Origin of the sequence: Pseudomonas sp. B16120 (assembly GCF_044218845.1) — a bacterium.
Lineage (GTDB): Bacteria > Pseudomonadota > Gammaproteobacteria > Pseudomonadales > Pseudomonadaceae > Aquipseudomonas > Aquipseudomonas paracarnis.
Window position 1 is genome coordinate 5,186,422 of record NZ_CP162588.1, and the last position, 26,079, is coordinate 5,212,500.

18 protein-coding genes, 2 rRNA genes and 1 pseudogene (1 of these 21 only partly in view) are annotated in these 26,079 nt (G+C 59.6%); 6 read left to right on the forward strand and 15 right to left on the reverse strand.

The genetic code is table 11. The annotated features are described in order from the left end of the window. Nucleotides 1-44 precede the first annotated feature (44 nt). Both antC and AB4P90_RS24285 read left to right on the forward strand, forming a co-directional pair. Nucleotides 45-1,052, forward strand: a complete 1,008-nt coding sequence (antC, locus tag AB4P90_RS24280) for an anthranilate 1,2-dioxygenase electron transfer component AntC (protein ID WP_014719912.1) — start codon at nt 45-47, stop codon at nt 1,050-1,052. Nucleotides 1,053-1,123: 71 nt separating this feature from the next. Continuing rightward, nucleotides 1,124-2,524 carry an amino acid permease gene (locus AB4P90_RS24285; protein ID WP_044274391.1) on the forward strand — a complete coding sequence of 467 codons (1,401 nt, stop codon included), beginning with the start codon at nt 1,124-1,126 and terminating at the stop codon, nt 2,522-2,524. A 160-nt stretch (nt 2,525-2,684) separates the two neighbouring features. On the opposite strand, the gene kynA is transcribed toward AB4P90_RS24285, so the two are convergent. Both kynA and kynB read right to left on the reverse strand, forming a co-directional pair. Continuing rightward, a complete protein-coding gene (gene kynA, locus AB4P90_RS24290; protein WP_054896994.1) occupies nt 2,685-3,542 on the reverse strand; it encodes a tryptophan 2,3-dioxygenase in 858 nt (285 codons plus the stop codon). Continuing rightward, on the reverse strand, nt 3,539-4,189 hold the full coding sequence (gene kynB / locus AB4P90_RS24295; protein WP_020302521.1) for an arylformamidase: 651 nt from the start codon (nt 4,187-4,189) through the stop codon (nt 3,539-3,541). The genes kynA and kynB overlap by 4 nt, the downstream gene beginning before the upstream one ends. Nucleotides 4,190-4,553: 364 nt before the next feature. Between kynB and AB4P90_RS24300 the strand changes: the two genes are divergently transcribed. Continuing rightward, entirely contained in the window at nt 4,554-4,898 is a 345-nt protein-coding gene (locus AB4P90_RS24300; RefSeq protein ID WP_019817873.1) for a cupin domain-containing protein, read from the forward strand. Between the two features lie 47 nt (nt 4,899-4,945). Here the strand turns inward: AB4P90_RS24300 and mmsB are convergent, their stop codons facing one another. Together mmsB and AB4P90_RS24310 are read right to left on the reverse strand one after the other, a co-directional pair. Continuing rightward, nucleotides 4,946-5,833, reverse strand: a complete 888-nt coding sequence (gene mmsB, locus AB4P90_RS24305) for a 3-hydroxyisobutyrate dehydrogenase (protein WP_103452051.1) — start codon at nt 5,831-5,833, stop codon at nt 4,946-4,948. 15 nt (nt 5,834-5,848) lie between these two features. Then, on the reverse strand, nt 5,849-7,366 hold the full coding sequence (locus AB4P90_RS24310; RefSeq protein WP_014719917.1) for a CoA-acylating methylmalonate-semialdehyde dehydrogenase: 1,518 nt from the start codon (nt 7,364-7,366) through the stop codon (nt 5,849-5,851). 133 nt (nt 7,367-7,499) lie between these two features. Between AB4P90_RS24310 and AB4P90_RS24315 the strand changes: the two genes are divergently transcribed. After that, entirely contained in the window at nt 7,500-8,447 is a 948-nt protein-coding gene (locus AB4P90_RS24315) for a LysR family transcriptional regulator (RefSeq protein WP_014719918.1), read from the forward strand. Between the two features lie 330 nt (nt 8,448-8,777). Then, nucleotides 8,778-9,068 (forward strand): DUF3077 domain-containing protein, encoded by a 291-nt coding sequence (locus AB4P90_RS24320; protein ID WP_395605427.1) that lies wholly within the window; start codon nt 8,778-8,780, stop codon nt 9,066-9,068. A gap of 45 nt (nt 9,069-9,113) precedes the next feature. Here the strand turns inward: AB4P90_RS24320 and AB4P90_RS24325 are convergent, their stop codons facing one another. From AB4P90_RS24325 to AB4P90_RS24335, 3 genes are read right to left on the reverse strand one after another with little or no spacing between them, the layout of a single operon-like run. Next, entirely contained in the window at nt 9,114-10,061 is a 948-nt protein-coding gene (locus AB4P90_RS24325) for a LysR substrate-binding domain-containing protein (protein WP_073845580.1), read from the reverse strand. Beyond that, complete coding sequence (locus AB4P90_RS24330; protein ID WP_003194121.1) at nt 10,061-10,909, reverse strand: EamA family transporter; 849 nt, start codon at nt 10,907-10,909, stop codon at nt 10,061-10,063. Before AB4P90_RS24330 ends, AB4P90_RS24325 begins: the two co-directional genes overlap by 1 nt. Nucleotides 10,910-10,962: 53 nt before the next feature. Next, nucleotides 10,963-11,910: a TauD/TfdA family dioxygenase gene (locus AB4P90_RS24335; RefSeq protein WP_395605428.1), complete on the reverse strand. Its 948-nt coding sequence runs from the start codon at nt 11,908-11,910 to the stop codon at nt 10,963-10,965. A gap of 148 nt (nt 11,911-12,058) precedes the next feature. On the opposite strand from AB4P90_RS24335, the pseudogene AB4P90_RS24340 reads away from it, so the two are divergent. Then, a pseudogene (locus AB4P90_RS24340) lies at nt 12,059-12,154 on the forward strand (DUF3077 domain-containing protein); the annotation flags it as partial. A gap of 155 nt (nt 12,155-12,309) precedes the next feature. Here AB4P90_RS24340 and AB4P90_RS24345 read toward each other — a convergent pair. From AB4P90_RS24345 to AB4P90_RS24380, 8 genes are all read right to left on the reverse strand, one after another. Next, nucleotides 12,310-12,798: an OmpA family protein gene (locus tag AB4P90_RS24345; protein ID WP_014719919.1), complete on the reverse strand. Its 489-nt coding sequence runs from the start codon at nt 12,796-12,798 to the stop codon at nt 12,310-12,312. A 5-nt stretch (nt 12,799-12,803) separates the two neighbouring features. Further along, on the reverse strand, nt 12,804-14,066 hold the full coding sequence (locus AB4P90_RS24350; RefSeq protein WP_020302524.1) for a diguanylate cyclase domain-containing protein: 1,263 nt from the start codon (nt 14,064-14,066) through the stop codon (nt 12,804-12,806). Next, complete coding sequence (locus AB4P90_RS24355; protein WP_014719921.1) at nt 14,063-14,629, reverse strand: YfiR family protein; 567 nt, start codon at nt 14,627-14,629, stop codon at nt 14,063-14,065. The genes AB4P90_RS24350 and AB4P90_RS24355 overlap by 4 nt, the downstream gene beginning before the upstream one ends. 142 nt (nt 14,630-14,771) lie before the next feature. Next, complete coding sequence (gene recD, locus AB4P90_RS24360) at nt 14,772-16,841, reverse strand: exodeoxyribonuclease V subunit alpha (protein ID WP_020302526.1); 2,070 nt, start codon at nt 16,839-16,841, stop codon at nt 14,772-14,774. Next, a complete protein-coding gene (gene recB, locus AB4P90_RS24365; protein ID WP_395605429.1) occupies nt 16,838-20,509 on the reverse strand; it encodes an exodeoxyribonuclease V subunit beta in 3,672 nt (1,223 codons plus the stop codon). The genes recD and recB overlap by 4 nt, the downstream gene beginning before the upstream one ends. After that, nucleotides 20,506-23,958, reverse strand: coding sequence for an exodeoxyribonuclease V subunit gamma (recC, locus tag AB4P90_RS24370; RefSeq protein ID WP_395605430.1), 3,453 nt, complete (start codon nt 23,956-23,958; stop codon nt 20,506-20,508). Before recC ends, recB begins: the two co-directional genes overlap by 4 nt. Before the next feature lie 159 nt (nt 23,959-24,117). Beyond that, nucleotides 24,118-24,233, reverse strand: a 5S ribosomal RNA gene (rrf, locus tag AB4P90_RS24375). Between the two features lie 157 nt (nt 24,234-24,390). Continuing rightward, nucleotides 24,391-26,079, reverse strand: a 23S ribosomal RNA gene (locus AB4P90_RS24380) (it continues 1,203 nt past the right edge of the window).

Below are 26,079 nucleotides of genomic sequence, written 5' to 3' on the forward strand. Positions count from 1 at the left end.
CTCGCGCCTACAAGGGGTTCATACCTATCCACGGAGTCATGTGAATGAATCACAAAGTGGCCTTCAGCTTTGCCGATGGCAAGACCCTGTTCTTCCCGGTGGGCGCCCATGAAATCCTGTTGGACGCGGCCCTGCGCAACGGCATCAAGATCCCGCTCGATTGCCGCGAAGGTGTGTGCGGCACCTGCCAGGGGCGTTGCGAATCCGGTGAGTACACCCAGGACTACGTCGACGAGGAAGCGCTCTCCAGCCTCGACCTGCAACAGCGCAAGATGCTCAGTTGCCAGACTCGGGTGAAGTCCGACGCCACCTTTTATTTCGACTTTGATTCGAGCCTGTGCAACGCCCCCGGGCCCGTGCAGGTACGCGGCACGGTGAGCGCGGTGCAGCAGGTCTCGACCAGCACCGCCATCTTGCAGGTGCAACTGGACCAGCCACTGGATTTTTTGCCGGGCCAATATGCGCGTCTGTCAGTGCCCGGCACCGATAGCTGGCGCTCCTACTCCTTCGCCAACCGGCCGGGTAATCAGTTGCAGTTCCTGGTACGCCTGCTGCCCGACGGAGTCATGAGCAACTACCTGCGTGAACGCTGCCAGGTAGGTGATGAAATGCTGATGGAGGCGCCCTTGGGTGCGTTTTATCTGCGGCACGTCACCCAACCGCTGGTACTGGTGGCGGGCGGCACCGGGTTGTCGGCGTTGTTGGGCATGCTCGATGAGCTGGTCGTCAACGGCTGCACACAACCTGTGCACCTGTACTACGGCGTGCGCGGCGCCGAAGACTTATGTGAAGCGGCACGTATCCAAGCCTACGCGACGAAAATCCCGAACTTTCGCTACACCGAAGTGCTGAGCGACGCCTCAGCCGAGTGGACGGGCAAACGCGGCTACCTGACCGAACATTTCGACCTGGCCGAATTGCGGGACAGATCGGCGGATATGTACGTGTGCGGCCCCCCTCCAATGGTCGAATCCATCCAACAATGGCTGGCGGATCAGACACTTGATGGCGTTCAGTTGTATTACGAAAAGTTTACGCAGAGTAATATCTGACCCTCAGCAGTTCTGAGGGGCCGATGCGGCGTGCAATCACCCTTGAGAAAAACAAGTAGAAGGGAATGTTAATGGCGGATGACATGGTTAACCCGGTGGGCCTCAAGCGAGGCCTGAAGAACCGGCACATTCAGCTGATCGCCTTGGGAGGTGCGATTGGTACAGGCTTGTTCCTCGGCTCGGCCGGGGTGCTCAAGTCGGCGGGGCCGTCGATGATCCTGGGTTATGCGGTAGCCGGGTTTATCGCGTTCCTGATCATGCGCCAGCTCGGCGAGATGATCGTCGAAGAGCCGGTGGCCGGGTCCTTCAGCCACTTCGCACATAAATACTGGGGCGGTTACGCGGGCTTCCTGGCGGGCTGGAACTATTGGGTGCTCTACGTGCTGGTGGGCATGGCCGAACTGACGGCCGTCGGCAAGTACATCCAGTTCTGGTGGCCGGAGATTCCAACCTGGGTCAGCGCGCTGGTGTTCTTCGTCGCGGTGAACCTGATCAACACTCTGAACGTGAAGTTCTTCGGTGAAGCCGAATTCTGGTTTGCGATCATCAAGGTGGTGGCGATTGTCGGCATGATCGTGCTCGGCTGCTACCTGCTGTTCAGCGGCACCGGCGGCCCGCAAGCCTCGGTCAGCAACCTGTGGAGCCACGGTGGGTTCTTCCCCAATGGCGGCATGGGGCTGTTGATGTCCATGGCCTTCATCATGTTCTCGTTCGGTGGCCTGGAACTGGTCGGCATCACCGCCGCCGAAGCCAGCGAACCACGCAAGGTGATCCCCAAAGCGATCAACCAGGTGGTGTACCGCATTCTGATTTTCTACGTCGGTGCGCTGACCGTGCTGTTGTCGCTGTACCCGTGGGATCAACTGCTGCAAACCCTCGGCGCGTCGGGCGATGCCTACAGCGGCAGCCCGTTTGTGCAGATTTTCTCGCTGATCGGCAACGACACCGCCGCCCACATCCTCAACTTCGTGGTGCTGACCGCGGCGTTGTCGGTGTACAACAGCGGCGTGTACTGCAACAGCCGCATGCTGTTCGGCCTGGCCGAGCAAGGTGACGCGCCCAAGGCGCTGATGAAGCTCAACAAACAAGGCGTGCCGCTGCGGGCCCTGGCGATTTCGGCGCTGGTGACCATGCTGTGCGTGGTGGTCAACTACGTGGCGCCGCACAGTGCACTGGAGTTGCTGTTCGCGCTGGTGGTTGCTTCGTTGATGATCAACTGGGCATTGATCAGCCTGACCCATATCAAGTTCCGCAAGGCCATGGGCGAGCAAGGCGTGACGCCGTCGTTCAAGACCTTCTGGTTCCCGTTCAGCAACTACCTGTGCCTGGCGTTCATGGTGATGATCATTGGCGTGATGCTGGCGATTCCGGGGATTCGCGAGTCGGTGTATGCGATGCCGGTGTGGGTGGGGATTATCTACATCGCCTATCGGTTTCGGATCAGAAACGGGAAGGTTGCCGTGGCGCAGTAACCCCTGTGGGAGCGGGCTTGCCCGCGATTGCGGCGTGTCAGCCAATGGATGAGCCGACTGATACACCGCAATCGCAGCGATGCGGCGACCCGACAAGCCAGCTCCCACAATTGACTGTATTTCACCTAGAAAAAAGCCCCGGTAATCCGGGGCTTTTTTATTAGAGCGTGGAACGTACTCGCCAGAGTTCAGGGAACAGTACCGTGTCGAGCATCTTGCGCAGGTACCCCACGCCTTCAGTACCACCAGTACCCGGCTGAAAGCCGATGATGCGCTCCACCGTGGTGACATGCCGGAAGCGCCACTGGCGGAACGAGTCCTCCAGGTCGATAAATTTCTCGGCCAATTGATACAAGTCCCAGTAGCGATTCGGGTCGCGATACACCTCGCGCCACGCCGCTTCCACCGATTCATCGTGCACCGTGGCCGCCGTCGGGTCGCGTTCGGCGCGCTGAGGGTCAATCGCCAGCCCTGCCTTGATCATCAGGTTCACCGCCTCGTCATACAACGACGGCGTGGCAATCGCCACCTGCAATTGCTGCAGCAACTCCGGGCGATGGGCATGGGGCCGCAGCAGCGCCGGGCTTTTGTTGCCGAGGATGAATTCGATCTCGCGGTACTGAAACGACTGGAACCCCGACGACTGCCCCAGGAACGGGCGAATCGCCTTGTATTCCGACGGGGTCATGGTCGCCAGCACCGCCCAGGCGTGCACCAGTTGATCGAAGATCCGCGACACCCGCGCCAGCATCTTGAACGCCGGTGGCAGCTCACCCAGGCGCACATGTTCCCTGGCAGCCTTGAGTTCGTGCAGCATCAATTTCATCCACAGCTCCGAGGTCTGGTGCTGGATGATGAAGAGCATTTCGTTGTGATCCGGCGACAGCGGGTGCTGGGCGCTGAGGACTTTGCCCAGGTCCAGGTAATCGCCATAGCTCATGGACTCGGAAAAATTCAGTTCGGCGTTATGCCATTCTTCCGGCGGTTGGTAATCAGCTGAGAAAGGACATTGGCTCATCGCGTGGGCTCCTTGAGCGGGCGGAGAATGGCGCGCACGGGGCTCGCGTCCAGGTTGGCGAAGCGCAGCGGCAGCGCGATCAGTTCATAGTCGCCCTCCGGTACGTCATCGAGCACGATGCCTTCGAGGATCGCCATGCCATGGCGCGCCACGGCGTTGTGCGAATCCATGGTCTTGGATTGCTGCGGGTCCAGGGACGGCGTATCGATACCGATCAGGCGCACCCCCAGGCTGGCCAGCAACTCAATGGTCTGGGGGGCGATGGCGGTGAAGTTCGAATCCCAGTCGGTGAGTGGCGCTTGTGGATAAGTGCGCAGCAGCACGCGCTCCGGCAGGTTATCCACACGCCCTTGCAACTGATGGGGCTGCACCAGAGCGCCGCTGCCCAGGCAATGCAATACCCGGCACGGGCCCATGTACACATCCAGCGATACCTCGCCAATCGGCGCCCCATCGGCGCTGTAATGCAGCGGCGCATCCACATGGGCACCGGTGTGCGGCGACAGGGTGACGCGCCCCACATTTACCGGACACTCCGGGCCGAACTGCCACACGCGCTCTTCCTGGAACGGTGTATCGCCCGGCCAGGTCGGGGTGGCCGTGCTCAAGGGCGGGCTGATATCCCACCACGTTTTTATTGGTTTCATTGCAAGGCTCTCACGGGGTACTGGGGTGAATGATACGAGGGCCAGCTCTGAATTTTCTTGCGAATTCTGGCGCGCCACGGGAAATATTTCGCAGTTACTGCGAGGAAACAGCGGTTTGATGCACAGATCTGTCGCTCAGATACACCAAGACCTCCTGTGGGAGCCGGGCTTGCCCGCGATAGCGGAGTGTCAGGCAATGGAGATGCTTGTTGTGCCAGCGTCATCGCGGGCAAGCCCGGCTCCCACAGGGGACTGCGGTGTTCAGGTGACTGCGCTTCTGGGCATCCCAATGTCGAGTTCAGACCACTGGCGCAACGCCCGAGGCCTTAGGGTTGAGCTTTCCCTTCCCTGCCTCGGAGTCATCATGACCAAGCCCATCACCGTACTGCGCGACACCCACCCACTGCCGGTCCTGGATGCCTGCAAATGGGAAAAGCTTGAAGGCGACCCGCACACCGTCAACCTCAACGCCTACACCAGCGAAGACGGCAGCAAGATCATGGGCACCTGGATCTGCACACCGGGCAAGTGGTACGTGGAATACGTGAAGTGGGAATACTGCCATTTCCAGGAAGGCTACTGCGTGATCACGCCTGAAGGCATGGAGCCGATCCACTTGCGGGCTGGGGATATCTTTGTGGTGGAACCGGGGATGAAAGGAACGTGGGAAGTGGTCGAGACGGTGCGTAAGTATTTTGTGTTTGCCTGACCCAGCAAAACCTGTGGCGAGGGAGCTTGCTCCCTCGCCACAGGTTTTTATTTGGGCTTGCGATAGCTGTTGATGATCGCCGAGAAGTCCTTGCCCCCTTCCCCACGCTGGCTCATCGATTGATACAGCTGCTGGGCCACTGCGCCGAGGATCACCGGCTGGTGCACCTGGCGTGCAGCTTCGGTGGCCAGGCCTAAATCCTTGAGCATCAGGTCGGCACCAAAACCACCGGTATAGCCACGCGATGATGGCGCGGTCTCAATCACGCCTGGCCAAGGATTGTAGGTATCGGAACTCCAGCAGCGCCCCGTGGAGCTGTTGATGATGCCGGCCAGCACTTGTGTATCAATGCCAAGTGCATCGCCCAGGGCCATGGCTTCACTGACGCCGACCATGCTGATGCCGAGCAGCAGGTTGTTGCAGATCTTGGCGATTTGCCCAGTGCCGACATCGCCGCAGTGCACGATATTGCGGCCCATTTGCGCCAGCACCGGTTGCAGGGTGGCGAACAGTTCCGGGTTGGCGCCAACCATAAAGGTCAGCGTCCCGGCCTGGGCACCGCCGGTGCCACCGGAGACCGGCGCATCGGCCACGGCCACACCTTGTTTGGCTGCCGCAGCCGCTACTTCACGGATGGTTTGCGGGTCAATGGTGCTGCAATCCACGGCGGGGATGCCTTTGCCGATGCCGGCGAGTACACCGTCTTCATTCAGCCACACGCTGCGCACGTGGGCGGCGGCCGGCAGCATGGTAATCACCAGTTCGGCGCCCTGGGCCGCATCACGCGGCGAGCTGCTGATGGTGCCGCCCAGTTCGGCGAGTTCCTTGAGTACCGCCTGGTTCAGGTCGAACAGGTTAAGCGCGTGCCCAGCCTTGATCAGGTTGCGGGCCATGGGCGCACCCATGTTGCCCAGGCCGATAAATGCAATCTTCATGATCGTCTCCCAGGTTCAGCGCAGGTTGATGGTGGTGTTGACGCCATCGTTGACCGTGTCGTCATCAAACCAGCGGCTGGTGACGGTTTTGGTCTGGGTGTAGAACTGCACCACTTGCTTGCCGTAAGGGCCCAGGTCGCCGAGCTTGGAACCACGGGAGCCGGTGAAGCTGAAGAACGGCACTGGCACCGGGATGGGGATGTTGATGCCGACCTGGCCCACATCGATTTCGCTCTGGAATTTACGCGCCGCCGCACCGCTCTGGGTGAACAGACCTGTGCCGTTGCCGAACGGGTTGGCGTTGACCAGGGCGATGGCTTGATCGAGGGTGTCGACTTCCAGCACCACCAGCACCGGGCCGAAGATTTCCTCGGTGTAGATGCGCATGTCGGTGGTCACGCCCGAAAAAAGAGTCGGGCCGACAAAGTTACCTTGTTCGAAGCCCGGCACCTTGATATCGCGGCCATCCAGCTCCAGCTTGGCGCCTTCTTTCACGCCGCTTTCGATCAGTTCAAGGATGCGTGCCTTGGCGCGCTTGGAAATCACCGGGCCGACATCCGTGCCGGCTTCGCTGCCTGCATTGACCTTGAGCTTTTGAGCCAACGCCTTGAGATCTGGCAGCCACTGCTTGGCCGCACCCACCAGCACCACCACCGAGGTGGCCATGCAACGCTGGCCCGCCGCGCCGAAACCGGCGCCGACCAGGGCGTTGAGGGTGTGCTCGCGGTTGGCATCCGGCAGCACCACCGCGTGGTTCTTGGCGCCCATCATCGATTGGACGCGTTTGCCGTGCTTGCCTGCCAGGTCATAGACATGGGTGCCGACGGCCGTCGAGCCGACGAAGGACACCGCCTTGATGTCTTTGTGGGTGCACAGTGCATCCACCACGCTCTTGCCGCCGTGCACCACGTTGAGCACGCCCGCCGGTACGCCGGCTTCCAGCGCCAGCTCCACCAGGAGCATGGTCGACAACGGGTCTTGCTCGGAAGGCTTGAGTACGAAGGTGTTACCGCAGGCAATCGCCATCGGGAACATCCACAGCGGAATCATCGCCGGGAAGTTGAACGGGGTGATACCGGCGCATACGCCGATAGGCTGGCGCAGGGTGTAGGTATCCACGCCGCCGGCCACGTTCTCGGCGAACTCGCCCATTTGCAGGGTGCCGATGGAACAGGCGTGTTCGACCACTTCCAGTCCACGGAAAATATCGCCCTCGGCATCGGCAATGGTTTTGCCCTGCTCGGCGCTGAGGACTACAGCAATGCGCTTGGAATGTTCGCGGATCAAGGCTTGCAGCTTGAGCATGATGCGCATGCGCGCGCCGATCGGTGTCAGCTTCCAGGTCTGGAAAGCGCGATGGGCAGCGTCAATGGCGGCGTTGACTTCATCGGCAGTGGCGAACGGGACTTTGGCCAGCACTTGCTGAGTGGCCGGGTTGACGATGTCTTGCCACTCGGTGGTTTTGGACTCGACCCACTCGCCGTTGATCAGCAACTTGACCTGTTGCACGGAAATATCGGCAGATGCGTTCATATGGTCTCCAGAATCTTGTCGTTATGCAGAGAACCAAGGCGTTGAATCGCCTTGAAGAATGAGGCGTTCGGACTGTTTTTGGAGTATAGATGTGCAAATCTCTAATAAGAACGCACATAAAAGCCGGTCCAATATGCAAAAAAATATCACCTCCCTGGGCGCCCTGAACTGGGATGACCTGAAGTTTTTCCTCGAAGTGGCGCGCACCCGCAAGGCCAGCGTGGCCGCCAAGCGCCTGGCGGTGGACTACACTACCGTGTCGCGACGCATCAGTTCACTGGAAGTGTCCCTGGGCACGCTGCTGTTCGAAAAATCCCGGACCAACGGCTTCGTGCTCACCAGCGAAGGCCAGCGGTTGCTGGGTTATGCCGAATCCATCGAAAGCACACTGCACATGGCCTGCGAACAGGTGTCCGGGTCCGGCGTGGCACTGTCGGGCCATGTGCGCATGGGTTGCACCGAAGGCTTCGGCAGCTTCTTCGTCACCCCGCAACTGAGCCATTTCGTCGACACTTATCCCGCGATCTCGGTGGACATCCTGCCCCTGCCCCACTTCATCAGCCTGTCCAAGCGCGAAGCCGACATCGTCATCGCCCTGGAACGCCCGGAACACGGACCGTATGTGTGCTGCAAACTGTGCGACTACAAACTGCAGCTGTACGCCACCCAGGACTACCTCGACCAACACCCGCCGATTCGCACACCTGCGGACTTGGCCGAGCATCCATTTATCAGCTACGTGGATGACCTGGCGTTCAGCTCGGAGCTGCTGTACCTGGCCAACGTCGTGCCCGGCGCCAGCGCGAGTTTGCGCAGCACCAGCGTGATCGCGCAGTACGTGGCGGCGCAGCAAGGCCGGTCGATGGCGATATTGCCGTGCTTTCTGGCAGCGCAGGACCCGCGGTTGTTGCCGGTGCTGGGGGAGCAGATCGCGATTACGCGACAGTTCTGGATGTATTGCCGGGAGGATTTGAGGAAGTTGAAGCGGATTACGTTGTTGTGGGATTACATCCGGGAAGTGACGGAGCAGAATCAGGGGTTGTTGATGGGGGAGACGCGGGAGATCAGGTTTGCGGATTAAAGCGCCATCAACGACGATTCGCTTTAAATTGCAGGACGTTTCCTAGAGAATCCCTGGCCTATTGCGCCATAGGATTTGAGTGTCTAGCCTCCTCGGGGCGCTGCAAAACAGCGGCTGGGTTTAGCGACCCGAGAAACGTAGGTTCAACGCCCTAAATCACCCTGGCTAGCCATTTTGCTCGCCTTATCGTGTTATGGCGGCTGTGCGCGGGAGACCTTCGGGTCTACCGGGTTCCTAGGTTACCGGTTCGCTAACCCGCGCACAGCTGCCACCTTTCCATGTTTAGCGACATGCCGTGGCGGTTTCTACTTATTAACCTAAGGAAAAACCATGTCCAAGATCGTTCCCGATCCACCGCTTTCCTCCATCATCACCCTCGGCGTAGTCACCTTCGGCGACTACGGCGAAAACCAAAAACCACTGTTCCGCGTTAATTCCGGCATGCCGATTGAGGAAGCATTGGAACACGCCCCCACCCTACTTTTTTACTCCAAGAAACTCGCGATGGAAGCCGCCATGGATGTGCGCGGTGAGCAATATGCATGGGCTGCGCATTATCTGTGTGAGATGGGCAAGGCCGTGGTGGATGACTTAACGCAGGCGATGACGCCGGGCCGTTAAGCGAATACCGTTTGAATGCGGGAGGAGCCTTGCTCCTTCCCACATTTAAACCGCGCCAGCCCCGGCAATTTGCGGATACCGAGCCTGAACTTCGCGCAGAAACTCACCCGCGCTGTTCTTGAGCCATTCAATCAGCCGAGCAATATCCGGCTCCGACTGACGCCCGTTTCGACAAATGATGTAGTAGGCCGCAGGGGACATCATCACAGGGCTATTCAACGCAACTAACGCACCGTCTTCCAGTTGGTCATACACCAACGCAGTCCTGCCCAGCGCAATCCCTCCGCCCTTCACCGCCAGGCTGATCGCCAAGCTCGAATCCGGAAATCTCGGCCCATGGTGATAAGGCGGCGCCGCCAGCCCCTGAAACGCAAACCAACTTTCCCATCCCGGACACACCTGATCGTCCACCCGATGAATCAGCGGATTGCGGGCGACATCCTCCAGCGCGATATCACCCTTCAACCGCAGAAACTCCGGCGAACAAACGGGGAACACCGCATCGCGCATCAGTAATTCGACATGATGATCCGGGTAGTCGCCGTACCCCATCACCACCGCGACATCATATTGATGAGCCTCCAGGTTGGCGCGGTTCATGTCGGCGCTGGTCAACACCAGATCTAGATTGAATGAGGCCTCAGTGTGAGAACCGTGCATCCTGGGGATCAGCCATGTCGAACAGAGAGAAGACGTGCATGAGAGGTACAGCGGTTGGGATTTACCGGGGTTGAGTGAATGCAGCACCCCATCCAGCGATTTGAAGAAACCATCGGTAACCGGCAACAAAGCCTGCCCTGCCACCGTCAGTTTGACGCCACGCGAGTGCCGCTCAAACAACGACACGCCCCACCACTCCTCCAAGCCCGCAATTTGATGGCTAATGGCACTGGCGGTGAGGTTAAGCTCAGACGCTGCACGCGCAAAGCTACCGGCTTGCGCAGCGCTGACGAACGCTTGAAGCATAGGAGTGGGTGGCGGACGCTGGGCCATCAGGTGCTCACTTTGATCAAGATGATCCCGCAAACAATGACGAACGCCGAAAGCATCCGTCGCCAACCGAACCGTTCATGAAAGAACAGCGCGGCAATAATGGCGCCGATAATAACACTGGTTTCCCGCAGAGCTGAGACCTTGGCCACCGCGTCCAGCGACAAGGCAAACAACACCAATCCGTAAGACGCCAGGTAAAAAACACCGCCTAATAGCCCAACTCGCCAGTGCCCACGTATCGCACGAGCCAAGGTTGAACGCTCTTTGGAAAACGCCAGCATCGGGATCGGGATACTTTGGAATACTGTCAGGTAAATAATGTACTGCAGCACCGTCTCACTGGCTCTTACACCTTTAGCATCCACCACCGTGTAAGACGCAATAAACGCACCGGCGCACACCGCCATCAGGATCGGCTTGAATATCTGCGCCGTCATCCTGCGCACAAAGGTCAAGCTGATAATCCCCACACAAATCAGCAACACTCCCGTCAACGCCTGGGAGGACAACTGTTCATGCAGCAGAAAGTAAGAAAACAGCACGACCAATACGGGCGGCACCCCACGCATCACCGGGTAAACCTGACCGAAGTCACCCGTTTCGTACGCTTTAATCAAAAATAGCCGGTAGACCGTATTGAGCACCACAGAGACGAGTATATAGCCCCATACCTCCAGGCTAGGCACACTGACAAACGGCAACGCCAGCAGGCATATCACTAGCGCGGTGCCGTCGACCATGGCCAAGGTCATGAAGCGACTGCTACCGGCGCGAACTACGGCATTCCAGGTGGCGTGCATAAAGGCAGAGACCAAGACCAACGTGATCGCAATATCGGAGGTGTCCATGGGGCTCGGCTTATGGCGGATATGGGAGGACTTACGTTATGAATACCGAAGCATCATTGTTTGCGTAACCACAGCCGTAGCATATAACGATTCAGATCACTCAAAGGCTCAGCATCATTGATCTCGGAACGAGGAGCGTTCATATCAATGAAGTTCGTACGCGTATGCAGAAACTTGTTATCGGCTGAAATAAGCACTTGCCCTGGCTCCAGCAGTACTCGATGCTGAACCGATGACTGATCGAGAACAGTATCCAGAAAGTCCAGTGCCTGGGTTTGAGCTGCTGTTAAAGGCACTCCTGCCTTAAGGTGAGCTGACTCAATGTAGACTCGAAAGTATCTGATCAGTGGAATACCTTCACTGGAAAAGTAGAGGATGGGGGCTTTAAACAGTTGCTCATCCTCTGACATGCCGCGATTCTCAAAAAAGAAGTCGCATTTGAGCTCTTCCAATACGTCTGGGAACGCCATCAACTCCGCGTATACCGCGCTTGCATCGATGAGAATGCTCTCACCTCCTAAAAGTGCTTTCTGTCCACAGGCCAGGATCAAGTAATCGATAGGCAGCGGGTCGCTCACACCATCGTTATGTATATAGGCGCCTTGACGGGTCTGATGGTATCTCGCACCTACCTCAATGCTTTTGCCACCTCGGTCATAAACCTCAATCACTTTATGACCAAGATGATTCTGTACCATTGGGACACCGAGTAAGGAACTGAATGTCCACACCAGAGATTTGAACGTTGAAAGTTTATCCACCTTAAAGCCATCGAGAATCAAGACATGACTTTCATGATCGATCATATTTCGTATTCTATTCAGCTCCTCTCTCAGCACGCTTGACTGTAAAGGATTAATGTAAGCGACCTTGGTATCGAATCTAACACCTTGACTTACAGTCTCGAATAACTCCCTTACCTTCAATAGCTCAGCAAATGCATCTTTTGAAAGCCTGACTTTAGATACTCCCTGGCGAAAATGACTGACATTCATATTCATCGCAATCCTGTACGGTAGTTACTCATAGCGTCCATTTAACTAAGCCCACCATTTGCGAAAAAGCGAAACTTCATCAGCCCAGCCATTAAAATTCGTCATGACAGGTTTTTCCTACAGAGAAAACTCCTAATGGTCGTTGGTAGGTTTTCGCGGCGACCAATACGCATGGGCCGCGCATTATCTGTATGAGAGGGGCAAAGCCGTGGTGGATGACTTGCCGCAGGCGATGACACCGAGCCGTTGAGCGAACAATCTCGCGAGCACACCGCAGAACAAATGTGGGAGGGGGCTTGCTCCCGATATAGGTGTGTCAGTCACCAGTTGTATTGGCTGACACACGGCTATCGGGGGCCTCCTCCCACAATAGATTGCGTTTCGGGTTGAGGCGGGCGAATTGCCTTAGTCCGCGATTACTACAATTGACACCCGGCGATTCTCGGTGCGGCCTGCTGTGGTCGTATTCGGCGCCACCGGCTCGCTGCTGCCCAGGCCGCGCAGTTGGATGTTTTCTTCTTTCATGCCCACGCGGGTCAGCACCTTGCCCACGCTTTTGGCGCGGCGCAGGGACAGTGCCACGTTGTAGGGTTCTTTGCCGGAGGCGTCGGTGTGGCCGTCGACACGCACACGCTCGATACCCGCGCCTACCAGGGCCTGGCCGATGCGTTCGACGATGTCGGTGCTGGGTTTGTTGAGGGTTTCGACGTCACTGCCAAACAGCACTTTGCCGGACAGGCCGAAGGCCCAGCCTTCATCGGTCAGCTCGAAGCCTTGTTGTTTGAGCACGGCGACTTGCGCCGGGGTCAGGCCTTTGGGTGGCGTCTGGCAGCCGCTGAGGGCCAGGAAAGCGACGAGTAAAGAAACAAATAAAATGCGTGTGTTAGCGAACAAGGGAATCAACTCCTGTGTTGAACGTTGACGACGGGATGCTCCGACTCCGCCGTTTGCTGGCCGCCCGAGGACAATCGTTTGGCCTGGTACATCGCCGCGTCGGCGGCGTTGAGCAAGGTGCCGGGAGTGGCGCCATGCTCGGGATAAATGGCAATACCGATGCTGAGGGAGGTCAACACCTGGGTATCACCTGGCAGGGGGATCGGCATGTCCATGCTGGCAATGATTTTGTCGGCGATGCGATGGGCGTCTTCGGCCTTGTGCAGGGGCGCCAGTAATACCGCGAATTCATCACCGCCCAGGCGCGCCACCAGGTCGTCCTCGCGCAGTTGCGCCCGCACGCGGTCGGCAACGGCCACCAGCACGGCATCGCCAGCGGCGTGACCGAAGCTGTCGTTGATGTCTTTGAAGCGGTCGCTGTCGAGGAACAACACCGCCACCCGCTCGTTGACCTTGGCGGCGCTGCGCAAGGCGCGGATCAGCCGGCCTTCGAAGAACGCGCGGTTGGGCAGGCCGGTGAGGCTGTCGTGGCTGGCCTGGTGGGCCAGGGTTTCGTTTTCGCTTTGCAGGTGGCTTTGCCAAGCCTCCATCTCACCGAGCAGGGCATTGAAGTCGCTGCCCAGGCTGTCGAGCTCGGCGATCTGCGCCGAGGGTACGCGGCGGTCGAAGTCTCGTTCGCTGCGGGCGGCGTGGGCGACGGCGGCCAAGCGTTGCAATGGCACGGTGATGCCATTCAATAGACGCCGCGACAGGTGCAATGCCACCCAGGCGCTGAGCGCTGTGCAGATCAAAATCCCGACCAGACCGCTGAGCAAAAAGCGCAACAGGCTGCCACCGTGGCCGACCAGGTGGATGCTGCCGACAGTTTGCCCCTGGCGCAGAATCGGCTGGCTGATGGGCTGTTCGAGCAGGGCGTGCGCTATTTGCAGCTCGACCCGTGACAACATGCCGGTTTCCGGGCGAACCCAGCGCGCCAGCAGCTTGCCGTTGATATCAAATACTTCTGCCTGGGCCACTTCTTCGGTGGAGGCAATCAGGCTCAGGGCTTCGGTGGCCGCCGCGCTATCGTTGAACACCACAGCCGCTTCCACGGTGTAGTTGATGGAGCGGGCGATCAGGTGCAGGTTGTGCTCGGCGTAAACCCGCAGGGCCAGCACGCCGAGCAGGGTCAGGGAAACACTGGCCAGGGTCACCGCTACCAGCGCCAGGATCATATGCCCGCGGGCAATCACCGAACGCAGGGTCGGCCGCACTTTATCGCGGCTCATGAGCCAGGCGCTCGACGGCGAGACAACTGCAACACACTGGGATGGATACGCACGCCGCTGCGGGCGACGGAATCCAGATTGACCTCGAATGACACCTGCTCATCGCTGACCCGCAGGCAGAACAGGCTGCCCACCGTGCATTGGTCGCCCCCTTCGCTGATGCTGAGCACAGGGTGACCAATCAACGAAGTAAACAGGCGGTTGCGTTCGTCAGGCGTGATTTTGCCGATGTAGATGGCGTCGCAGGCATTGACGATATCCGGATGATCGACCAGCAGGCGCCGCACCCGCACCGGACGACCGGTGGCCTGGGTAGTGCCTTTGACCAGGTCATCGGTGTACTGAGTCGGCCCGACAATGCACAGCCGCAATTGCGCAGGCTCCACCGGCCACCGCGCGTAGCTGAGAATACCCAGCACGACCTGGGTGACCGCCTGGGCGCGCTGCTCGGCGAGGCTGGGCGTCTGCGCCCATACCTGCGGCGCGAGCAGGCACAGAACCGCCACCCGCAACATGCGTCTCCAGCTCAAACTGCGCTCTGTGGGCGAGACAGCCACGTTCATGCAGCACTTCTCTCAGGTATTTTCCAGGGTGATGCCGCAACGATAGCACAGCGGCGGGAACCCCCGCGCAGCACGGCTGGCACGGGGCCTACTATTTTTTCAGAAAAATCAGACATCTGAATCAGAAATATTTCATGACCTATCAGTCAGTTTTTTCCGGTGCGGCGTCCAACTCCAGCATCAACCCGCTCAAACGCTTGACCTTGCGCCGTACCGCCTCTTCAAACACACCACCCCGGGGCTCGATCAAGCTGAACCAGCGCTTGGCGCGGGTAATACCGGTATAGATCAATTCTTTGGTCAGCACCGGGTTCAAAGCATCCGGCAGGATCAGCGCCGTATGGATGAACTCCGAGCCCTGGGATTTGTGTACGGTCATCGCATACACAGTTTCGACATCATTCAAGCGGCTGGGCAGCACGAAACGTACGCCACCCTGGCCATCGTTACGTGGGAAGGCCACGCGTAGCACGTGGGGGCCGCCATCGCTTTCGGGCAGTTTCAGCGCGATGCCGATGTCCCCGTTCATCAGGCCCAAGCCATAGTCGTTACGGGTCATCAAGACCGGACGGCCCTCGTACCACTGCTCGTCGCCTTCGATCAGGCGGACTTTGCGCAGGGCCGCGGTGATGCGCTGGTTCAGCCCTTCAACCCCCCAGGGCCCTTTGCGCACGGCACAGAGCAATTGGAACGCATCAAAGGCTTGCAACAATTGTTGCGCCCAATAGGTCCAGGCCGGGTCATCGCGCGGCGTATCCAGAGGTGGACGTGCCGATTGCAGCAGGTTCAGGTAGTAGCGATAACCCTGGGCGCCGTCGCCCTGCCCGTCCAGCACCAAGCGCTCAAGGCCGTGGTCATGCTCGCCCTTGAGGCTTAGGCAAAACAGGTCGTCATGACGGCGCGCGGCCAGCAACTGACGTGCCTCTTCGGCATTTTGCTGGTTGACCCAGCGCGCCAGCTGGCCGATGCCGCTGCCTTCGCCGAAACGACGCGAATAGCGCAGCATCACCACCTGCTGGGCCAGGGGATGACGGGCATCGAGGTCTTCTTGCAGGCCGCTGGCACTGAGGTCTTCGCCGCTGACCGCTTGCAGCCATTGCAGAGTCTGCGGGCTGTACCAGCCGGCTTCGGCGTCACGGCACAAATCGCCGAGTACCGCACCGGCCTCCACCGACGCCAACTGGTCCTTGTCGCCCAGCAATACCAGACGCGCATGGGGCGCCAAGGCATCGAGCAGGTTGGCCATCATTTCCAGGTCAATCATCGAGGCTTCATCCACCACCAGCACGTCCAGCGGCAATGGATTACCCAAGTGATGCCGGAAGTGGCGGGTGCCCGGACGGCTGCCCAACAGGCGATGAACCGTGGTGACCTGGGTCGGGATTTTTTCCCGCACGTCGTCGGGCACTGTCAGTGACAGCACTTGCTGGCTGATGGATTCGGTCAGGCGCGCAGCGGCTTTACCGGTGGGCGCAGCCAGGCGAATACGCAACGGGCTGCCGGACTCCACAGCGGGTGCCTGCAACAACGCGAGCAGGCGCACCACGGTGGTGGTCTTGCCGGTGCCGGGGCCGCCGGTGACGATACTGAAGGCGCCGCGGGTTGCCAGGGCACAGGCAAGCTTTTGCCAGTCAATTACACCGTCGGGCGCCGGTTGGTCAAACAGGCGGTTGAGGCGTTGTGGCAAATCGGCAGCTGCGGGCTCCACGTTCGCAAGGCGCAGGCGCAGGGCGCGGTCGATACGTCGCTCGTAGGTCCAGTAGCGGCGCAGGTACAGGCGCTTGCCAGACAACACCAACGGACGACTCTGGGCCGCGTCGCTGCCATCGACCGCCAGCGCTACCAATGGGCTGCACGCCAGGGCATGGCACCAATGGGCACCGTCCAGGTCGTGCAGCAATTGCGACGGCAGCAGCATGGCGCCAGTGTGCAGGTCGCCTTCGGGCGGCAATGACAGGGCGAAGTCCGGCGCCTTGAGGGTTTCGAACAGGTCAAGGCAGACGTGACCATGGCCCAGTTGATGGCTGGTCAAGGCGGCCGCCAACAAGACCAAGGGGTCGGCCTGGGCGTCAAGCTCATGCAGGAAGCCGACGAAGGCTTTGTCCAGGGCCCGCAACCAGCCACGCTCGACCCAACGCTCAAGCAACTGCACCAGGTCGGTGGCGCGACTCAGCGGTGCCAGCTCCTCTAGCGGTAACGGCGACAGGCTCATAGCAACACTCCTTGTTCCCAGACGGGCTCGACCTTGGGCGGGATAGGCTTGCCCTGGAACAGCAGATCCAGACTCTCGATCAGCTCGCGGGGCGGCCGGGTAAAATACGCCCCCTGGCTCACCGACTGGGTGCCACGCAGAAACAGGTACAGGGCGCCGCCGACGTGCTGGTCGTAGTCATAATCAGGCAGGCGCGCCTTGAGCTGGCGGTGCAGGGCCAGCAGGTAAAGTACGTATTGCAGGTCGTACCGATGCTCAAGAATCGAGTGCTCCATGGCTTGCTGGGTGTAGGCCGAATCGTCGGGGCCGAGCCAATTGGATTTGTAGTCCGCCACGTAGTAGCGGCCATCGTGTTCGAACGTCAGGTCGATAAAACCCTTGAACATGCCGTTGAGCAGCACCGGCTCAGCGGCCACACGGGAAACACCGCCGTGGGTGTGCTGGCACACCAGTTTGTCGAGGGCCAGCACATCGACTGTGTGACTGGCGAACCAGAACTCCATTTCGATCTGGTACTGCTGAAGGCCGCTTAAGGTCACGTGGTCGTTGTACAGCGGCAACGGCGTTTGCAACAGATGACCCAGCCAGCCGCTGAGGGTGACGATCCAGCCTTCCCAGTTGCGGCGGTTACAACGTGCGCCCACGGCTTTTTCGATGGCCTCGGGCGTCACGTTGAAACCCTCTTCACCGGCCCACTCCAACAAGCCGTGGAGGAAGGTGCCTGGATTAGGACCGCGTGGGAAACGATGAATATCACCGCCGGACGCCGCCACTTCCCGTGGCGCATCGGGGTCGAGGCGTTCGTCATCGAACAGTTTCTGGGCCTGGGGGCTTTCCGGTGCTTCAAGACTGGCGGCGCTCATGCTGTCGCCAATGCGCAAGGCACTGTAGGAAGCAATCCACCAGTTTTCCGTGGCCTTACGTTCAGGCAGCAATGGTGCGAGCAGGGTCGCTTGATTGCGCGGCGGGTGGAACAGGATGTCTTGGGCGTCCGGCACATGGTCATAACCGATGGCCGCGCAGCCTTGCTGCAAGTCCAGCAACCAGCGCGCCAGACCCGCTGATTCGCCTAACGACGCGCCAGCACCAAGCAAATAGCCCAACGCCGACAGGTGCAAGACCGAGCTGCTGTTATTGCCGCGCTTGAGGTCGGCGATGCCTAGCCAGCAGGCGTGTTTGGCGCGGGTCAAGGCCACATAGAACAAACGCAGGTCTTCGGCCAGGCGCTCATCGTCGGCTTGGGCGATCAGCTCGGCCGTGGGTCGCAGGCTGACGTGGGACTTGCCCTGTCCATCGTGGTAATGCAGCGGCAAGCGACTGCCGTCCACAGGCTTGGCCGAACAGATGAACGGCAAGAACACCAGGTCGTATTCCAGGCCCTTGGATTTGTGGATGGTCACCACTTTGACCAGTTGCTCGTCGCTTTCCAGGCGCAGGATCTGCTCTTCACCGGCCTGTCCCGACAGCGCCAGATGCTCGGCCAAATGACGGATCAACGCCTGCTCGCCATCCAGTTCCGAGGCGGCCTGTTGCAACAATTCACTGAGGTGCAACAGGTTGGTCAGCACCCGCTCGCCATCACTGCGGGCGATGAGGGTTTGCGGCAGCTTGAAGTCGTGGAGCAGGCGACGCAGCATCGGCAACACGCCTTGGGTACGCCAGATGGCACGGTAGCCACGGAACTGCATCACCCGTGATTCCCACGCCAGTTCGTCCTGATTCAGACGCTCCAGCTCCGATAGGGACAGGTTCAGGGTGACGCAGGCCAGGGCGGCACGCAGCGGGCGTTCGACATCGGGTTCGGCGCAAGCCTTCAACCAGGCCAACAGGTCATGGGCTTCCTGGGCGGCAAACACCGAGTCTTTATCCGACAGGTACACACTGCGCACGCCACGGCTGGCCAGTTCGGCACGCACGGCCTGGGCTTCCTTGCCATCGCGCACGAGGATGGCGATGTCTGACGGCAACACGCCCTTGAGGTTACCCTCTATTACAAAGCCCGCCGTGCCTTGCTGCCCACCGTTGAGCAGCGCAACGATTTGCGTGGCGCAGGCGGCGGCCAGGTGTTGACGGTAAACCACGTTGGAAATCGGCTGGTCGGTGGGCAGGTGCCAAAGGTTCATGGCCGGCATTGGTTGGCCGTCGACCTGCAGGTGTTCGCTGCGGCCTTGGGACAGCACCGGGTGAAACGGCACCGGGTTATCCCCATTGGGCTCACGGAACAGGAACGCACCACGACCGGTTTCCGCACGCTGGAACACGTGATTCACCGCCTCGACCATCGCATGGCTGGAGCGGAAGTTGGTGCCCAGGGTGTGATGACGGCCGGTGGTGGATTGCCGGGCGCGCAGGTAGGTGTAGATGTCGGCGCCGCGAAAGGCGTAGATCGCCTGCTTGGGGTCGCCGATCAGGAACAGGCCGCTGTCGAGGTGGTTTTCTTCGATGCGGTAGATGCTGTCGAAGATGCTGTATTGCACCGGGTCGGTGTCCTGGAATTCATCGATCAGGGCCACCGGGAATTGCTCGCGGATCACGCTGGCCAGGCGCTCGCCACCGTCTGCCTGGAGGGCGGCGTTGAGGCGGATCAGCATGTCGTCAAACCCCATCTCGGCGCGGCGACGTTTCTCTTCCTCGAAGCGTTTGCCGACCCAGCCGGCAGCGTGTTGCAGCACCGCCGCGTCGGGCGTTGGCAAGGCGTCGAGGCTGGCTTTGAGGCTGGCCATGGCCTCGATGCCAGGGTGCTGCGGCGGCTCGCCTTTCCACGCTTCGGCCATGCCGTCAGGCGTCAGGCGGGTGAAGCCGGTGCCGATGTCCAGTTGTTCCAGGGTTTCGTCAGCGGCCCAGGCGCTGATCTTTTCGAACCAGGGCTCGAAGTAGCGCGCTTGCATCTTGCGCCCATCGACCGCCTTGGCGGCCACGGCTTGCAGGCAGATATCCCGCAGCTCGGCGGCCCATTGTTGCCAGGGTGCCTTGAGAGCAACCAGCGCGGCACGACGTTCTTGCAGGCAGGCGGTGATCAGTTCGGCTGGCTCGCGGGTTTCGTCGGTGGGCCGCTCGCTGCCGAACAACGCACGCACCCGTGGCATCAGCGCCGCGGGGCCGCCCCAATGGTTGCGCACCCAGTTGAGGGCATCGTCGTGCATTGGGTAGCAGAACAATCGCCAGTAGTCGCGCAGCACTTCGCCCAGCAGGTCGCTATGGTCAGTTTCCAGGGTCTGGGTGAACAGGCTGCCGCTGTCGAACGCATGTTCGCGCAGCATGCGCTGGCACCAACTGTGGATCGTCGAGACGGCGGCTTCATCCATCCATTGGGCGGCGATGTCCAGCCGGTTAGCGCAGGCGGGCCATTGCTGCGGTTCATATTGCTCACGCAGGTCGGCAATCAGCGCATCAGGCTGCTCGATTTCGTCACGGAAAAAGCGCGCGGCTTCGGCCAGGCGGATGCGGATGCGTTCACGCAGCTCCTTGGTGGCGGCGTCGGTGAACGTCACCACGAGGATTTGCGGTGGCAGCAGCTCGCGGCCGAAACCGGACTCACCACCGCCGTGGCCGAGCACCAGGCGCAGGTACAAGGCGGAGATGGTGAAGGTCTTGCCGGTGCCGGCACTGGCTTCAATCAACTGGCTGCCTTTGAGCGGGAACGCCAGGGCCAAGGGTTTGCCGATCATGCGTCAGCCTCCGTGCTGGAAAGCGATCGCCAGGGGGCGTTGATCAGCGGGCGATACAGGGTTTCGCACCAGCCTTCGAACTCTTCACTGGCGACCAGGGCCGCGTAGTCGGGAAATTGCCGCGTAAGGGCAGGCGTTTCGCGGCGTTCGCCGTCTGTGGTGATGCCATCGCCTTCATAGGCTTTGCTCGCTGCCGCTTGGGCCTTGGCAGGGTCGGTCTGGCCAAGCCAGGCGAACGCGGTTTTCACCGCGACCGGTAGCGGCGCGCTCATTCCCGTGTGCCAGGCCAACAGCAGGTTACCGAGGATGTCCTCGGCGCCGGCCTTGTCCAGTGGGGCCAACAACAAGGTGTCGTCACTGGCTACCAGGCCGGTGCTCAAGGGCAGGCCACAGGCGCAGGCCACCACGTGATTGACCCAAGGGCGGATGAGGCGGTGCCACTTGCGTGTCTTGATCGAGCCAATACTGTTGGGGATGGTGGTGACGCTTAACAATCCGCCATCACTGCGTCGGTGCAGACCGCTGATCCAACCTTCCAGCTGGATACCTTGGTACGCAAAGCTGATCGGTTCAGCGCCAGTATGCGGGGTGGGCCACAGCGCTAGAAGGTGTTGATAGCGTTGCACCAGGTCCGGCAACGGCTCGATCAACTCGTTACGCAGGCATTCACCGAAACCGACCATCGGCAGCAGGCCGCTGCCTTGCAGGCGCAGGGCCTGGGCGTTGAGCGCCTGATCGAGTTGGTCGGGTTGGGTGAGTGCCGCGTTCAGCAGGCTGTCGCTTAAGCTGTAGCGTTGCAATGCGTCCAGCACGAAGGGTTCTTCATCAGCCAGGGGCACTTCAGCGGCTTCGAAGAATACTTTCAGGCGCTGGCTGAAGAAGTGTTTGACCGGATTGCGCAGGAAGTCCTGTAACTGGCCAAGGCTCAGGGGTTCTTCCTGTTGGTGAGGGGTCAAGCCTTGCTCTTGGGTGATGACCGCCGGTGCCTGATGCAGCAATTGCCATTCGCGGGCATAGCTGAACAGCGAATCGCCTTCGTGGAAGTAGCGTGCGCTGAAGGGTTGCAGCGGGTGCTCTTGGGTCATTGCGTCGAGCAGCGGCTGATCATTGTTGGCGTGCTGCCAGCCGCTGGCCAAGTGGTCGCGCAGTTGGCCGATCAGTACCGAGGCCGGGCGATCACTGTTGTCACGGATGCTGCGGCCTACCCAGCTGATATACAGCTGGTCACGGGCTGACAGCAGCGCTTCGAGCAGTAAGTAGCGGTCGTCTTCACGGCGAGAACGGTCGCCGGGGCGGTAATCGCTGCCCATCAGGTCAAAATCCAGGGGTGGCTGGGCCCGCGGGTAATCGCCGTCGTTCATGCCGAGCAGGCAGACCAGCTTGAACGGGATCGCACGCATGGGCATGAGCGTACAGAAATTGACCGCTCCCGCCAGGAAGCGCTGGGACAGGCGCCCCTGATCCAATCCGGCAAGCCATGCCTCACGTACTACCGTAAGGGGTAACTCGTCTTGCAAGCCGACGGATTCGCAGGTTTCCAGCCAGGTTTCTCTTAGCTGTTCGAGCTGGCCCAGCAGGTAGTCATCGTGCTCGCTGCTGGGCAGGAAAAACAGCTGCATCAACCGTTGTAGACGCTCGCCCCAGGCCTGTGGCGCGGCGGGTTCCGATAGCGCTTGATGGGCATCGTGCAAGGCGTCGAGCAAGCCGACCAGCGGGCCGATCAAGGCCGCATCGAGGCCACCGATTTCGTCATAAGGTTCAATACCGTCGCAGGCCGTGCCGGTGCCGACGGCATAGCCCAGCAGCATACGGCGCAGGCCGAATCGCCAGCTGTTCTGCTCCAGTTCCGCGGGCAGGCCCAAACCGGCGCGTTGCTCGGCATTCAGGCCCCAGCGGATGCCGGCCCCTTCGATCCAGCGATGCAAGGTGGGCAGGTCACGCTCTTTGATGGCGAAGCGTTCGCGCAGGGCCGGGACGTCGAGCAGATCGAGGATTTCGCTGACGGGGAAGCGGCTGTCGGGGAGTTTGAGCAGGTGCTCCACAGCAATCAACAGCGGGTCGCGGCCACGTTGACCTTGGTCTGTGAGGGTGAAGGGGATAAAGCGTGGGTCATGGCGTTCGAGCTGGCCGAAGACCGCGCGAATATGCGGTGCGTAGCTGTCGACGTCGGGGACCATGACGATGATGTCCCGAGGGCGCAGGGAGGGGTCGGCGCTGAAGCGATGAAGTAATTGGTCGTGGAGGATTTCTACTTCGCGCTGGGCGCTGTGGGCGATATGGAAACGGATCGAAGTATCGCGTTGCAAGTCGACAGCGGGCCACCGTTCACGGGTTTCATTCAACGGGCGCAGTTCAAGGATATCGTCCTGGAGTTGGTTGAGCAGCGTGGTGGGTTCGCTGTCGCTGAACAGGTCGATACGACCGTCGCGAAATGCGGCGCGGTAGCTGTTGGGATCATCGTAGCTGTCCAGCAGACTGATGTAATCACGGCCCTGCTTGCCCCAGGCAGCGAGCAGCGGATGGGCGTGCTGGTGCAAAGTTTGTGGGTCGATAGTGACGGGCATGCCCGCTTTGCGCGCCTGGCGTTTGTATTCGTTACGCAGCAAGTCTTTGTCGGCGACGATGTCCGACCAATGATGGCGGCAGGGGTTATGCACGCAGAGCAGGACCTGGCTGAAACGGGCCAGACCCGCCAAGGCTTCCAGCGCCTGGGCCGGCAGCGATGAGATACCGAAGACGATCACCCGGGGAGGCAAGCCGGGCGGTGCTTGTTCAAGGCTGTTGATGCGCTCGATGAAACGCTGATGTACACCGGCCCGACTTTCGGCCATGCCTGCTTCACCCACATCCAGCAGCAGCGCGCGCCACAGCTCGGCTTGCCAGCAGTTGGCTGGGTTGAGCGGTTTGGACTCACCTCGACCATTGCGCAGTTGATGCCGGCCTGCGGCCCAATCCTCCAGCCAGTCGGCACGGTAGACCTGGTATTGGTCGAAGAGGTCAGCCAGGCGCTCGGCGAGTTGGTAGCGTTTGCGCAGGTCGGTGTCTTGCGTCAGGAAGCGTTGCAGAGGTTCGAAGTGCGGTTGGTCGATCAGCTCCGGTAACAGACGCATGAGGCGCCAGGTCAGCGGGGCTTTATCAAGCAGGGACTTGGGCGGGATTTCGTCGCGGCCCAGGACCATGCGATAGAGCTGCCACATAAAGCTGCCAGGCAGTTGTACGTCGATGGCTGCGGCAATGCCACAGCCGCCCATATCATCTTCTTGCGGATCTTCAGCCAAGGCCAGCTTCAGCCACTGGGCGATGCCGTTACTTTGTACCAGGGCGATTTCGTTTTCCAAAGGCGCCAGTGGGTAACGGCGCATCCAACTGACCACCAGGCTGCGCAGTTCGTCCAGGCGGTTGCCGTGAACCACCATGAATCCAGGGCTGAGGGACGTCGCGTCCGGCATAACGGCTTCCTTGGGAAAAGCAAAATCGAGGGGTGGACTTTAGCACTGTGGCGCACGGGGCGGGCACAGCCTGACAGGCGTGCGGGGACAAGGCGGACACTTTTCGAGCGCGCAAAACAAAACCCCAACTGCTTTCGCAATTGGGGTTTCGGAATTTAATCTTGACGATGACCTACTCTCACATGGGGAAACCCCACACTACCATCGGCGATGCATCGTTTCACTGCTGAGTTCGGGATGGGATCAGGTGGTTCCAATGCTCTATGGTCGTCAAGAAATTCGGGTACTGAGTCGTGGCCAGTTGGCCTCGCTTCAGCAAATTGGGTATGTGATAGATCGTGGTGTTTTGTGAGCGTCGAACTTTCGGTTCATCTTCGTCTTCACACACCGCAATCTGGTCTCTCTCGAGTTCGCAAATTGCTTGGGTGTTATATGGTCAAGCCTCACGGGCAATTAGTATTGGTTAGCTCAACGCCTCACAGCGCTTACACACCCAACCTATCAACGTCGTAGTCTTCGACGGCCCTTCAGGGAACTCAAGGTTCCAGTGAGATCTCATCTTGAGGCTAGTTTCCCGCTTAGATGCTTTCAGCGGTTATCTATTCCGAACATAGCTACCCGGCAATGCCACTGGCGTGACAACCGGAACACCAGAGGTTCGTCCACTCCGGTCCTCTCGTACTAGGAGCAGCCCCTCTCAAATCTCAAACGTCCACGGCAGATAGGGACCGAACTGTCTCACGACGTTCTAAACCCAGCTCGCGTACCACTTTAAATGGCGAACAGCCATACCCTTGGGACCGGCTTCAGCCCCAGGATGTGATGAGCCGACATCGAGGTGCCAAACACCGCCGTCGATATGAACTCTTGGGCGGTATCAGCCTGTTATCCCCGGAGTACCTTTTATCCGTTGAGCGATGGCCCTTCCATACAGAACCACCGGATCACTAAGACCTACTTTCGTACCTGCTCGACGTGTCTGTCTCGCAGTCAAGCGCGCTTTTGCCTTTATACTCTACGACCGATTTCCGACCGGTCTGAGCGCACCTTCGTACTCCTCCGTTACTCTTTAGGAGGAGACCGCCCCAGTCAAACTACCCACCATACACTGTCCTCGATCCGGATAACGGACCTGAGTTAGAACCTCAAAGTTGCCAGGGTGGTATTTCAAGGATGGCTCCACGCAGACTGGCGTCCACGCTTCAAAGCCTCCCACCTATCCTACACAAGCAAATTCAAAGTCCAGTGCAAAGCTATAGTAAAGGTTCACGGGGTCTTTCCGTCTAGCCGCGGATACACTGCATCTTCACAGCGATTTCAATTTCACTGAGTCTCGGGTGGAGACAGCGCCGCCATCGTTACGCCATTCGTGCAGGTCGGAACTTACCCGACAAGGAATTTCGCTACCTTAGGACCGTTATAGTTACGGCCGCCGTTTACCGGGGCTTCGATCAAGAGCTTCGCGTTAGCTAACCCCATCAATTAACCTTCCGGCACCGGGCAGGCGTCACACCCTATACGTCCACTTTCGTGTTTGCAGAGTGCTGTGTTTTTAATAAACAGTCGCAGCGGCCTGGTATCTTCGACCGGCATGAGCTTACGGAGCAAGTCCTTCACCCTCACCGGCGCACCTTCTCCCGAAGTTACGGTGCCATTTTGCCTAGTTCCTTCACCCGAGTTCTCTCAAGCGCCTTGGTATTCTCTACCCAACCACCTGTGTCGGTTTGGGGTACGGTTCCTGGTTACCTGAAGCTTAGAAGCTTTTCTTGGAAGCATGGCATCAACCACTTCGTTACCTAAAAGGTAACTCGTCATCAGCTCTCGGCCTTAGAATCCCGGATTTACCTAAGATTCCAGCCTACCACCTTAAACTTGGACAACCAACGCCAAGCTGGCCTAGCCTTCTCCGTCCCTCCATCGCAATAACCAGAAGTACAGGAATATTAACCTGTTTTCCATCGACTACGCTTTTCAGCCTCGCCTTAGGGACCGACTAACCCTGCGTCGATTAACGTTGCGCAGGAAACCTTGGTCTTTCGGCGTGGGTGTTTTTCACACCCATTATCGTTACTCATGTCAGCATTCGCACTTCTGATACCTCCAGCAAGCTTCTCAACTCAC